The 13,263-nt window shown below is 41.5% G+C and carries 13 protein-coding genes; all 13 read right to left on the bottom strand.

Annotated elements, in window-relative coordinates:
• Positions 1-16: 16 nt before the first annotated feature.
• Positions 17-841, bottom strand: a complete 825-nt coding sequence (locus DWX65_RS07430) for a MotE family protein (RefSeq protein ID WP_118173172.1) — start codon at positions 839-841, stop codon at positions 17-19.
• Between the two features lie 15 nt (positions 842-856).
• Positions 857-1,303: a flagellar export protein FliJ gene (fliJ, locus tag DWX65_RS07435; protein ID WP_117698273.1), complete on the bottom strand. Its 447-nt coding sequence runs from the start codon at positions 1,301-1,303 to the stop codon at positions 857-859.
• A 9-nt stretch (positions 1,304-1,312) separates the two neighbouring features.
• Positions 1,313-2,620, bottom strand: coding sequence for a flagellar protein export ATPase FliI (fliI, locus tag DWX65_RS07440; protein ID WP_118173173.1), 1,308 nt, complete (start codon positions 2,618-2,620; stop codon positions 1,313-1,315).
• 10 nt (positions 2,621-2,630) lie between these two features.
• Positions 2,631-3,422, bottom strand: a complete 792-nt coding sequence (locus tag DWX65_RS07445) for a FliH/SctL family protein (RefSeq protein WP_158552072.1) — start codon at positions 3,420-3,422, stop codon at positions 2,631-2,633.
• On the bottom strand, positions 3,415-4,422 hold the full coding sequence (gene fliG / locus DWX65_RS07450) for a flagellar motor switch protein FliG (RefSeq protein ID WP_022243314.1): 1,008 nt from the start codon (positions 4,420-4,422) through the stop codon (positions 3,415-3,417). The genes DWX65_RS07445 and fliG overlap by 8 nt, the downstream gene beginning before the upstream one ends.
• Complete coding sequence (locus DWX65_RS07455; RefSeq protein ID WP_117947050.1) at positions 4,423-6,030, bottom strand: flagellar M-ring protein FliF C-terminal domain-containing protein; 1,608 nt, start codon at positions 6,028-6,030, stop codon at positions 4,423-4,425. It lies immediately after the preceding gene.
• A 21-nt stretch (positions 6,031-6,051) separates the two neighbouring features.
• Positions 6,052-6,363, bottom strand: coding sequence for a flagellar hook-basal body complex protein FliE (fliE, locus tag DWX65_RS07460; protein ID WP_022243316.1), 312 nt, complete (start codon positions 6,361-6,363; stop codon positions 6,052-6,054).
• A 27-nt stretch (positions 6,364-6,390) separates the two neighbouring features.
• Positions 6,391-6,834: a flagellar basal body rod protein FlgC gene (flgC, locus tag DWX65_RS07465; protein ID WP_117698275.1), complete on the bottom strand. Its 444-nt coding sequence runs from the start codon at positions 6,832-6,834 to the stop codon at positions 6,391-6,393.
• A gap of 22 nt (positions 6,835-6,856) precedes the next feature.
• Positions 6,857-7,246, bottom strand: coding sequence for a flagellar basal body rod protein FlgB (gene flgB / locus DWX65_RS07470; protein WP_117698276.1), 390 nt, complete (start codon positions 7,244-7,246; stop codon positions 6,857-6,859).
• Between the two features lie 226 nt (positions 7,247-7,472).
• On the bottom strand, positions 7,473-8,246 hold the full coding sequence (gene codY / locus DWX65_RS07475) for a GTP-sensing pleiotropic transcriptional regulator CodY (protein ID WP_022243319.1): 774 nt from the start codon (positions 8,244-8,246) through the stop codon (positions 7,473-7,475).
• Between the two features lie 91 nt (positions 8,247-8,337).
• Positions 8,338-10,428: a type I DNA topoisomerase gene (topA, locus tag DWX65_RS07480; RefSeq protein WP_118173174.1), complete on the bottom strand. Its 2,091-nt coding sequence runs from the start codon at positions 10,426-10,428 to the stop codon at positions 8,338-8,340.
• Positions 10,429-10,462: 34 nt separating this feature from the next.
• Positions 10,463-11,557, bottom strand: coding sequence for a DNA-processing protein DprA (gene dprA, locus DWX65_RS07485; protein ID WP_118173175.1), 1,095 nt, complete (start codon positions 11,555-11,557; stop codon positions 10,463-10,465).
• Between the two features lie 5 nt (positions 11,558-11,562).
• A complete protein-coding gene (locus tag DWX65_RS07490) occupies positions 11,563-13,101 on the bottom strand; it encodes a YifB family Mg chelatase-like AAA ATPase (protein WP_118173176.1) in 1,539 nt (512 codons plus the stop codon).
• Between the last annotated feature and the right edge of the window lie 162 nt (positions 13,102-13,263).

Genomic DNA, 13,263 nt, shown 5'->3' on the forward strand with positions numbered 1-13,263 from the left:
CTTTATTCAATTTTATTTATTCTGAAGGATTCATGATTTCTGTCACCTTTGCGGCTGTATCAGAATTCATTTTCCCTAGAATATCAGCTCTTGACTGCGCATCCATATTTTCCAATATCTGTGCCACCAGATTCAGATTATCTGTCATGGTGTCAAATATGGCTGCTGCTTCCTTCGGTTTCATCTGGGAATAGCCCTTAACATAATCAGATATCTTACTGTCTGTCTGCTGCTGTTCCACTACCTGTTTATACAAAAGTTCCGCATTATCCGGATCAATGCTCTCATAATATTCCTTATATTGTTCTATATCGGGTGCCTGGTTCGAAAAAACAACCTCATTATAAAATTTTTCTTTTTCTTCTTCAAAAGCAGCCTCATTTGCTTCATATTCTTTCAGCTTCTGGGACTGTGCTTCCAAATCCGCGATATAAGCACTGTTTTCACTGCTCCCCTGCTGTGCCTGTGCCAGTTCCTGCTCCAGTTCTTTTATGTAAGCTACCGCTTCATCCATGTTCTTATATGGATAATCCTCTTCCGTAGAAAGATCGTCCTCAGAGTCCGGTAAAATCCGGTTGACATACGGAATATCTTTTAATAGTGGACGCATTACCGTAGAGCCAAATCCTCCAACATCCCATTTAATCAGCAGTGCCAGTATTGCCAGCCATACAATAATGATGACCAATGTTACCAGAGCAACTGCCAGTTTTGAAGAACTGCCTTCCTCTTCTTCTGTATTTTCCAAATCAGTTTCCATGTTCTTTGCAGCCTTTTTTTCTGCCTTCTTTCTTGCCTTCTCCGCTTTCTTTGCTGCTTTCTTATCCATTTCTTCTGCCATCGTTACACCACCTGTCTATTTTTTCGGTCTGCCATAGCTATAGCTTACCAGTTCGTCTACTACCTTGTTATCTTCCTGCGCCAGTTGTTGTTTGAAATCTTCAAAATCCTTTTCCCGTAGTTTTTCCTGCGTCTTTCGCTCTTTCATAACTTCTTCCAGTTTCTGCCTGGCGGCTTCCACATTTTTCTCTGCTACCTGCACCTGCATCATCTGTCTTCGAATCAACACCTTCATGCTTTCAATTGCCTGTCTGCATTTTTTTATTTCCAGCAAATCTATTTTGCCTTCAACCAACTCTTTTGCCCGGTTATCATATGCATTCTTCCGCTCAAAGAGTTTTAAAAGCTTTGCCTCTTCTTCCCGGAGTGCTGCATTTGCCTGGCTGTATGCAATCTTTGCCTGACTTTCCAGTTTTAATTTAATATCTAAAATATTCTGCATTCGGTAAATAAATTTTGCCATATCTCATTCCTACTTGAATACATCTTCCAACAATGTCAATTCTTCTTCAAATGTAAATTTTTCATCAGTCCTCTGACACAGAAACTCATTGACCGCTTTTATCTTAGAAACCGCATAATCAATTTCTTCATTGGAGCCGCTCTTATAAGCGCCAATATTAATCAAATCTTCTGCTTCCTGATAGGTTGCCAGTACATTTTTCAGCTTTCCTGCCACCGCCTTATGCTCCGCCGAAACAATGGAACTCATTACACGGGAAATACTCTGCAAAATATCGATTGCCGGATAATGATTCTTATGTCCTAATTTTCTGGATAACACAATATGTCCATCCAGAATACTTCTTGCTGTATCGGTAATCGGCTCATTAAAATCGTCACCGTCTACCAGCACCGTATAAAGTCCGGTAATAGAACCTCTTTCTGCTGTTCCTGCCCGCTCTAATAATTTCGGCATTTCCGAATACACGCTTGGCGGATATCCACGGGTAACCGGTGGTTCCCCGGTAGCAAGTCCGATTTCTCTTTGTGCCATGGAGAATCGGGTCAGTGAATCCATCATCAGCAGTACATCTTTTCCCTGATCCCTGAAATATTCCGCTACAGCTGTTGCAGTTTTGGCTGCTTTATTACGAATCAATGCCGGTTTATCTGAAGTTGCCACAATTACTACCGAACGGCGCATACCTTCTTCGCCAAGGTCCCGTTCAATAAATTCTCTCACCTCTCTGCCCCGCTCTCCAATCAGGGCAATTACATTGATATCCGCTTTGGTATTTCTTGCAAACATACCAAGCAGGGTACTCTTACCAACTCCGGAACCCGCAAAAATTCCAATACGCTGTCCCTTCCCAATGGTAATTAATCCATCCACTGCTTTAACTCCCAGTGGTAATACCTCACTGATGATTTCACGCTTCATCGGATCTGGTGGTGGGGCTTCAATCGGATATTCCTTATCGGTATGAAGCTCATCCACATCTGTCGGTCGTCCAATTCCATCCAGAATATGGCCTAAAACCTCATCTCCCACCAAAACAGACAAAGGATGTCCCGTATTTGCTACGATACATCCAACACCCAGACCTTCAATACTGTCAAAAGGCATCAATAACAGCCGGTTATCCTTAAAACCGACTACCTCTGCCATGACATATTCTTTTTGCTCTCTATCCCGATATATTTTACACAAGTCATTCAGTTTTGCTTCCGGTCCGATAGATTCAATGGTAAGACCTACTACCTTAGACACTCTTCCAAGGCAGGTATAATATGTCTTATCCGAAAGTAACTGATATTTTTCCAAATCACATGTCACTCTTTTTTCCTCACATACACAATGACTGTATATCACGAATCAGATTATCCAGCTGTACATCCATTCCACACTCAAACACTCCTGTATCTGTCTCTATGATACATTCTCCTTCAGTCATGGAATGAATGGTAACTAAATCCAAAGTTGCATTCTGTCCCACGCATTCTAACAGCTCCTGTTTATGTTCTTCCAGATATGCTGCCTGTTTCGGACCTGCTTTGATTGTAAATTCTTTCGGTCCGTCAATGGATTCCATTGCCCGTTTTACAAGATAAAGTACAATCTCATCCTTATCATGGAACTGCACATGGAAAACATGGGAAACCACATCTGTAATTGTATGTACAAGCTTCGGTTCCAGTTCCCGCATCTGTTCCAGATAAGAATCCTGCAGCTGCTGTTCCCTTTTTCCAATGCTCTCTAACTTTGCATCATAAACCGCAGCACCTTCCTGCATTCCCTGTTCCAAACCTTCTGCCTGTCCCTGTTCCTGTGCCTGCTTACGAATTTCGTCTGCTTCCTCCCGGGCTGCTTTTCGGATTTCGTCTGCTTCGGCATTTGCCTGTGCTAAAATTTCTTCTGCTTTTTCCTTTGCCTCTGCTTCATAATCAATTGTTTCCACCTGTGGTGCAGCAATTCCTTCTACAAATCCACCTGACTCTGCCTGTGGCTGTTCCGGTTCTCTTGTCTTTGCAAGAGCCCGGGACTGTTCTTCTAAAATACGATACGCCAGCGTATTGGAATTAATCACGCGGCTCTCAGATTCATTCGTGATAAAACGCTGTTTATATAAATTAGACAATAATCTCATCACCTCCGCCACGGGAAATTACAATTTCTGCGGAGTCTTCCAGTTTACGAATAATACCAACAATCTTCTGCTGTGCTTCTTCTACATCCTTCATTCTTACCGGACCCATGAATTCCATATCTTCACGAATCATGGCAGCAAGACGTTTGGACAGGTTCTTAAAGATAACATTCTGAACCTCTTCGTTGGCACCCTTCAGTGCAACAGCAAGGTCATTGTTGTCCACATCACGCAGCACACGCTGGATTGCACGGTCGTCCAGCAACAGGATGTCTTCGAACACAAACATCTTCTTGCGGATTTCGTCTGCAAGTTCCGGCTCTTCGATTTCTAAGGATTCCATAATATGTTTCTCTGTTCCACGGTCTACCGTATTCAAGATACCAACGATAGCATCTACACCACCCACAATTGTGTAATCCTGATTGATCAGGGAAGAAAGTTTTCTCTCTAACACACGCTCTACCTCTTTGATTACATCTGGTGAAGTCCTGTCCATCTTGGCAATACGTTTTGCAACATCTGCCTGTTTCTCCGGTGTCAGGGCTCCTAAAATCATTGCAGACTGTGCTGGTGACAGATATGACAAAATCATGGCTATGGTCTGTGGATGCTCGTCCTGAATAAAGTTCAACACCTGACTCGGATCTGTCTTTCGTACAAATTCGAACGGACGAACCTGAAGGGATGCTGTCAGTTTTGTAATAACCTCCTGTGCCTTGTCGCTGCCTAATGCCTTATCCAGGAGCTCTTTGGCATAGCCAATACCGCCTTCTGCAATATACTGCTGTGCAAGGCATACCTGATAGAATTCGTTTAATACGCTTTCTTTGGTCTGTGGTGACACACTTCTGGTATTTGCAATCTCCAGTGTCAGTTCTTCTATTTCATCTTCTTTTAAATGTTTGAAAATACTGGCCGACTTCTCCGGTCCTAATGCTATCAGCAATATCGCCGCTTTCTGAATGCCATTATATTCTTCTGTTCCCATTTATTCCCACTCCTCATTCAGCCAGTTACGAAGCAACGACGCAACAGCCTCCGGATTTTCATCTACGAATTTTTCAATCAGGACACGAATCTCTGACTTCTCATTGTAACCAATATCTTCCAAATCTTCCTGTTCTGCCTGCTTGGTTGTCTCAAGCAACGATTCTACAGAAAGCTCCGGTTCAATTTCAGTTTCTTTTTCTTTTCTGGTACTGCGGAATACCACATATCCTAACAGTGCAAAAATCAGAACCGCAAGAATAATCTGCAGGTAATCCTGAAAGCCCCTGCCGCTGCCCTTAGAATATTCAAACATCGGAATATCATAGCTGACAATCGAAATATTAGATGCCGGGATACCGGTTGCATTGGATACCATAGTATAAAGATCCTGATCTACCGTTCCCTTTACCCGGTTGTTATTCTGTGTTACAAATTCATCAAAGGTCATATTGTCCAGAGTACCATCTGCTTTTAAGGTATCCTCATTATAAGTCACATAACGGGCTACCGTTACAGATATGGATGACTGGTCATATTCTATATCTCCTACAGAGCCAATGGTCTGGGTGTTCTTTTCATCCAGTGCACGGTCAATGGAATCATCTGTAATAGAGCTTTCTGATGTGCTTCCATCCGGAAGTACATAAGTTGTTCCATCTCCATTAGAGTCTGTTCCCGGTGTTCCCGACGTACCACCGGTTGAGTCTGACTGATAACGGTCCTCATGGGTAATCAGTCCTTCATCCCTGTCTCCCTGCGCAGAATAATTTGTCTCATTAGTCGTAACCTGATCAAAATTCAGCTTTAAATTTAATCCTACATCAATCGTATCATAAAGGTCTGTTCCCTTAATCACATCTGTAACAGCCTTCTTCACCTGTGTTTCTTTCTTTGTCTGATAACTGAGCTGTGTGCTGGCAGTTCCGATTGCTGTACTCTCTTCTCCACCCGCAAATAAAAGGTTGGAATTAGAGTCAATAATCGTAATATTATCCGTGGAAGAATTGCCAATCTCAGTTGCTATATATCTTGCTAAAGATGCCGCCTGGTCTTCGGACATCTCTCCGTTCAGTTCCAGCTTAACGCTGGCATAGGACTCCTGATTTCTTGTAACTAAGGTTCCATCATCTTCCGGAATATTTAAGTTAACATCTGCCGACTTAATCAAATCCATATTTTCCAGTTCTTTTGCAAATTTATCTTCCAAAAAAACCTGATACCGTTTACTCTTATCAGCTTCCGTTGTGCTGATACTGCCGCTTAATGCATCATCAATGGTAAATCCGTTGGTCGGAATACTGTTTGAACCAAGCAAAATATTTGCATCTGCCTGATTCTTTGCATTTACCGAAAAAGTCATTCCATCAGAAGAAACCTCATAATCTATGCTGTTTCCATCCAAAAGGTCTTTTACAGACGATGCCTGCGTTGCATCCTCACAGGTTATCAGCTGAACCATCGTAGGTTTCGTCATCACGACAGCCAGTATCACCAATGCAAGAATTACTACAGCCGTAATACTGATAAGAAGCGTCTTCTGCTTTGTTGTAAACTTCAGCCACCACTCTTTTATTTTTTCTAATATTGCTTTCAATCTGTCTGGCATAATCTACTCATCCTACCTATACTAAATCTGCATGTTCATAATTTCTTTATAAGCATCTATTACTTTATCCCTTACTGCAACTGTATAGGATAATGCAATGTTTGCCTTTTCCTGCGCCACAAGCAATTCATGGGTATTGGTTGATTCTCCCAATGCAAATTTAATTTCCTCTTCCTCTGCATTGTTCTGATAATTATTTGTTTCCTTCACCATGTTCATTGCCGTTGCAAGAATATTATCAAAGCTTTCCGCACTGTTTGACTGCTGTGTTGCAGCTGCATTCTGTGTATTAAAAACATCTGACGAAACTCCTGTTAATACATTAACATTCATCGTTTATCTCACCTTTCCAAATATCTTTTATAATTTACCAATCTGTAATCCTGCCTGTGCAATCTGTTTGCTTGCATCAAAAGCTGTTACGTTCGCCTCATATGCTCTGCTGGCATCAATAAGATTCGTCATTTCTGTTACTATATTCACATTCGGATATGACACATAACCATTTTCATCCGCATCTGGATTGGATGGGTCATATTCCATAGTAAAATCAGTAGAGTAATCTTCTGTCACTGAAGAAACCTTTACTCCGTTTCCCACATAGCCTTCCCGGGAATCAGAAAGCACTTTGCTGAACGGAGTTACACCTTTTTCCGAAAAAGTTACAATTTTTCTGCGGTATGGTGTTCCATTCTCTGTACTGGTTGTATTTACATTTGCTACGTTCTCAGAAATGGTATCCATACGAAAACGCTGCGCCGTCATACCGGACGCACTGATATCAAACGACTGAAATAATGCCATTCTTTATTCCTCCCACACAATTTTATTTAATAACGGTTTTATACCGTGATATTTCCTGACTGATACTGTTGGTCAATCCCAGATAACGGATTGTTTCTGAGGCAAGCTCTACATTCTCCTGCTCCGGGTCAACATTGTTGCCGTCCAGACGGTAAGAATAAGAGGCATTGTCGATATATGTCTTTGCATTCAGATGGTCCATATGGATATTTGCCACCTTGTCATCCAGTGAAACATATTTGCTTTTGCCCAGTTCGGATTCCAATGTACTTTCAAAATCCAAATCCCGGCGTTTATATCCAGGTGTATCAGCATTTGCAATATTATTTGATATTAACTGTTCTCTTTCCCAGCTCGCACTTGCGGCCTTATTCAGCACATTCATATAGTCAAACGCATTTGAACTTATCATACTGCACCTCCATAGTTATCCATATTGTTATCGCATCATATTTTATTATAAATAATCTTGTAAAAAACACAAGTATTTTTTTCTTATTTTTACATTATCTAGTGTTTTTTTCCAATTGGCCACACAATATAAAAGGGATTTACAGCTTTTTCCCACTATAAATCCCTTTATCCGATGCACCATCCGTGTGCTCTTCTTTATATCCTGTTTGTTTATATTTCTATGGTTAATCTGCCTTTCGTATTCTGGCAAGTTCATCAAACACCACATCATTTACAACTTTGATATAAGTTCCCTTCATTCCGGAAGAACGGGATTCGATGACTCCTGCACTTTCGAACTTACGCAATGCATTTACAATAACGGAACGTGTAATTCCTACACGATCTGCAATCTTGCTGGCTACAAGAATACCTTCTGTTCCGTTTAACTCATCAAAAATATGAGTAATTGCCTCTAACTCTGAAAAAGAAAGTGTGCTGATTGCTGAACGCACAATCTGTACTTTTCTGGTCTCTTCCGCATTTTCCTCATTCACAGAACGCATCATTTCCAGTCCGACAACTGTTGTTCCATATTCACTGAGAATAATATCATCAATGTCATACTGGTTATCATAACGATATACAAACAATGTTCCTAACCGCTCACCAGCAATATCAATCGGTGTAATAATTGCAGAATATTTCTTAATATCTGATTCAAATCCTAATGTTTCCAGATTGACGTTTTCCTTTGTGGAAAGAATTCCAAGCAGTCTTTCATTCAGCATAGAATCAATAAACCCGCCTACTTCATCAACAATCAGTTCATGAATCTCATCAATTCCACGGCACTGGCTGCTTCCGAGTACCTTTCCTTTTTTACTGATAACAAGGATATTGGAATCCAATATCTCTGTCAAAACCTCACAGATATCATTGAACACAACCTTTGACGAATTATTATTGTGCAAAAGCTTATTTATTTTTCTTGTTTTATCCAACAGCTGAACGCTCATACTTATATCCTCCACGTTATATTCAGAATAACTAGACTGTTTAATATTTTATCATGTTTATTCTGATAATTCAAGGATTTGAATTGTACTTTTAATTCTTTTCATCCTTTTTTGGTTTTTCCTCTGAAAAGCCACACTGCTCATTGGCACAGGCAAGCTTATTGCCCTTTTCTACCATATAACTTCCGCACTTCGGACATTTCTCAGATGACGGCTTTGCCCATGACATGAAATCACATTCCGGATTATTCTCACATCCGTAATATCTTCTGCCTTTCTTGGTTTTACGTAGTACAATATCTTTGCCGCATTTCGGGCAGGCAACACCAATCTTCTCAAAATACGGTTTGGTATTACGGCACTCCGGGAATCCAGGACACGCCAAGAATTTACCATGCGGACCGTATTTGATTACCATATTTCTGCCGCACTCTTCACAAATTACATCGGTCACTTCATCCGCTATCTGCACTTTTTCCAGATCTTTTTCTGCCTGCTTTACTGCCGCATCCAAATCCGGATAGAAATTGCTTACTACAGTCTTCCAGTTTACGGTTCCTTCTTCCACGCTATCCAGCAGCGACTCCATATTAGCGGTAAAATGTTCGTCCACGATACTGGAAAATGCTTCTGTCATAATGGAATTTACTGCTTCACCAAGCTCGGTAACATAAAGGTTTTTATTTTCCTTAATCACATATCTTCTGGCAAGAATGGTGGTTATGGTCGGAGAATAGGTACTTGGTCTTCCAATTCCACGTTCCTCCAATGCCTTTACCAAAGATGCCTCGGTATAATGAGCAGGCGGCTGTGTAAAATGCTGTTTTTCATCCCATGCATCAAAACTTAATTCTGTATCCTTATCAATGGACTTAAGCATTACATTCTGTGTGCCCTTTTCTTCATCTTCATTGGTGTATACAGACATAAATCCTTCAAATACAAGCTTGGATGCTGCTACGGTAAAACAGTATTTTCCAGCACCGATTTTTACGGATGTTGTCTCATATTTTGCATCACTCATACGGCTTGCGGTAAAACGGTTCCATATTAACTGGTACAGGCGGAACTGGTCTCTGGATAAAGATTCCTTTACCATTACCGGTGTTCTTGTAATATCAGACGGACGGATTGCTTCATGAGCATCCTGAATCTTGTTACTGCTCTTCTTTTCCTGTACATGGGAAGAAACATAATTCTCGCCATACTGCACTGCGATAAAGCTGCGTGCCATAGCATCTGCTTCTTCTGAAATACGGACAGAATCTGTTCTCAGGTAAGTAATCAGACCAACCGTTCCGATTCCCTTTACATCCACACCTTCATATAACTGCTGTGCTAAGCGCATGGTTTTCTGTGTGGAGAAATTCAATACCTTGGATGCTTCCTGCTGTAAGGTACTGGTGATAAACGGCTGTGGAGCCTTTTTATTACGTTCCCCTTTTTTCACATCTGTTACGGCGAATTTTTCTTTTTCAAGCTCTGCCATAATAGCATCTGCCTGTTCTCTTGAGGTGATATTCATTTTTTCTTTTTCTGTTCCGTAAAACTTTGCAGTTAGTGGTTTCTTCTCACCTTTTACTTTCAGGCTTGCATCTAAGGTCCAGTATTCTTCCGGTATAAATGCATTGATTTCACTTTCACGATCGCAGATCAAACGCAATGCCACAGACTGTACACGTCCTGCACTTAAGCCTCTTTTTACCTTTGCCCATAATAACGGGCTGATCCGGTAACCCACCATACGGTCTAACATGCGGCGCGCCTGCTGGGCATTCACTAAATCCATATCGATGTCTCTCGGTTTTTTTAAAGAAGTTTTTACTGCATTCTTGGTAATCTCATTGAAACTGATCCGGTAAACCTTTTTATCAGAATTTGCCAGATTCAGTGCCTGATATAAATGCCAGGAAATTGCTTCTCCCTCACGGTCAGGGTCTGTTGCAAGATAAATGACATCTGCTTTTTTTACTTCTTTTCTTAATTTTGCAAGTACATCACCTTTTCCCCTGATGGTAATATACTTTGGTTCAAATCCATGCTCTGCATCAAATCCTAAGGTACTCTTCGGTAAATCACGCACATGTCCATTGGATGCATCCACTTCATAATTTTTCCCAAGAAATTTTTTAATTGTTTTAACTTTTGCCGGTGACTCAACAATAACAAGATATTTAGCCATAACCCTGCTCCTTTATTTTGTTCTCTTTATGCGGTTATTCATATATTTTTATATAATAATTCTTATATACTTCCCTGATAAAACCTGCATTTTCCAGTATCAGCAGTATCTCACACATCCGGTCTACCGGAAGCTTTGTTTCTTCCAAAATCTGCTGGGCACTTTTCGGTTGCAAATCGAGAACACTATACACCACCCCTTCATCTTTTTCAAGTACCTTTTTTGAAAAAGCATTGGGAACTACTATATTGGCAAGGTCAATTTCAAGATCCTTAAGCCATTCCTCCGGAGACACAATGATGCCCGCCCCCTGCCGTATCAGGCGGTTACAGCCTCCACTTAACACATCTCCAACACGCCCCGGAAGTGCATAAATATCTTTTCCCTGCTCTAAGGCAAAGTCTGCCGTAATCAATGAACCGCTCCGCTCCTTTGCTTCTATTACAACTACCACATCTGAAAGCCCGCTGATTAACCGGTTCCGTTGCGGGAACAACTTTCCCAAAGGTTTTGTCTGTGGCATATATTCAGATAGAATTCCGCCTTTTTGTGTCATAGTCTGATAAAGACTCTGATTCTGTCTGGGATAACAGTAATCTGCCCCGCATCCCATAACAGCATAAGTTTCTCCCTCTGCCGCCATGGCACCACTGTGGGCTGCTCCATCAATTCCTGCAGCCAGTCCACTGATTATAATGCAGCCTGCTTTTACTGCCAGTTCCGCCAGATGTTTTGCATAGTAACGACCGTATTCACTGCATCTTCTTGCTCCCACAATAGCAATACTTTTCTTATCTTCCGGTGGCAGACTGCCCCTATAAAAAATTCCATAAGGTGGCTTATTGATATATAAAAGACGTTTCGGATAGTTTTCATCCTCTCTTGTTACAAGATACAGTCCGCTTCTTTTTAAATTCTCCCATGCTTCTTCTAAGTTCCATGCTTTTTTATAGGTAAGAACAGACTTCACATCTGCTTCGGTAATGCCCGGAATCTGCATGAATTCCTTTTCTGACATGTCATATAAGACTCCTGCACTTCCGGCAAAACGAAACAGTTTTTCCACTTTTCCGGTTCCAATGTTTTCTGCCATCTGTGCCATACACGCCAGCCAGTATTTATATTTCATTCCATTTATCCCTCCCAGAATTTCTTATCTACATTCCGATAACAGACCGCCTCACTTAAATGTCTGGTTAGGATTTCATCTGAACCGTCCATATCTGCAATGGTTCTCGCCACCCGCAAAATCCTATGATAAGATCTGGCTGTCAATTCCAGCTTCTGATAAATGCTTTCCATATACTGTTTTTGTTTTGTCGATAATCTGCAATATTTTGTCAGTAATGCCGCCGGAATTCTACTGTTATAGCGAATGTTAGTTCCGGTAAACCTTTGCTGCTGCCGCTCCATAGCTGCAACCACCCTTTTTCTAATTTCTGCCGAAGTCTCCTGATGCGGATTTTCTTTAATTAAATCCTGATATTCCACACGCTTTGTCTCTACACAGATATCAATTCTGTCCAATAAAGGCTGACTGATTTTCTTTAAATACTGTTCCACCATTCCTTTCGTGCAATGACAGCGGTTCAAATCCGGATAATATCCACACCGGCAGGGATTCATGGCAGCCACCAGCATAAAATCCGACGGAAATTCATAATTTCCGGCAAGCCTTGCAAGCTTTACACAGTGTTCTTCCATAGGCTGTCTTAAAATTTCCAAGGTTTCCCGCCGGAACTCCGCCAGCTCATCTAAAAAGAGTACACCATGGTGGGCGAGACTGATTTCTCCCGGTCCCGGAACCATTCCACCACCTGCCAGTCCCTGTGGTGTTATGGTATGATGTGGATTACGGAAAGGACGTTCCGCCATCCATGCTTCACTTTCCGTCAGAAGTCCCCTTACACTGTATATTTTTGTTACCTCCAGGGCCTCCTCTTCTGTCATCTCCGGTAAAATACCCGGAATTCTCCTTGCAATCATTGTCTTTCCTGCGCCTGGTGGTCCAATCATCAGGAGATTATGTCTGCCGCTTACCGCAATCTCACAGGCTCTTTTCACAAACTGTTGTCCATTAATTTCTGAAAAATCCGGTACTTCTTTTCTCTTAACCTTTTTCTCATGCCCGATTTCTTCTTTCTCAGGCTCCCAGAATTTTATTTCATCATTAAAGCCTTTTATCACTTCTTCCAGTGTGTTTACACCAAACAGACGGATTCCTTTTACCAATGCAGCTTCTTTGGCATTTTCCACCGGCACCATACAGGCGTCCATCCGCTCCTGTGCAGCCTTTGTCACAATGGGCAATACTCCATGAATCGGTTTTATTCTTCCATCCAGTCCTACTTCTCCTACAATCAGAAGCTGTTCCAGCCTGTCTTTCGGAATAATCCCCATTGCAGCAAGCACTGCCACTGCTACCGGCAAATCAAAGGACGAACCGGATTTTCTTACATATGCCGGTGAGAGATTAATCGTAATCCGTTTTGGTGGGAGACGGTATCCACAATTTTTAAGGGCTGTCCGCACCCGCTCTCTTGCCTCCCGCACTTCTGCCGATAAAAATCCTACCATTTCAAACACTGGCATACCATCCGTCACATCTGCTTCCACGCGGATAGGAATGCTCTCAATGCCACGCACGATTGCCGTTGATACAATACTGTACATTAAATTTCACCTTTCTGTTTTGCAATTATTCTGTTTTTTGTAATTATTTCATTTTCTCTGTTCATTTTGTTTGTCCGGGATTTTTCTGCAGAAGAACTCTGCAATTTACATGAGCAGCCCCAAGATGGGCTATTCATCATTTATTTCGATAAAAAAGATGGA

Origin of the sequence: Roseburia sp. AF20-18LB, assembly GCF_003461185.1 — a bacterium.
Classification (GTDB): domain Bacteria; phylum Bacillota; class Clostridia; order Lachnospirales; family Lachnospiraceae; genus Roseburia_C; species Roseburia_C amylophila.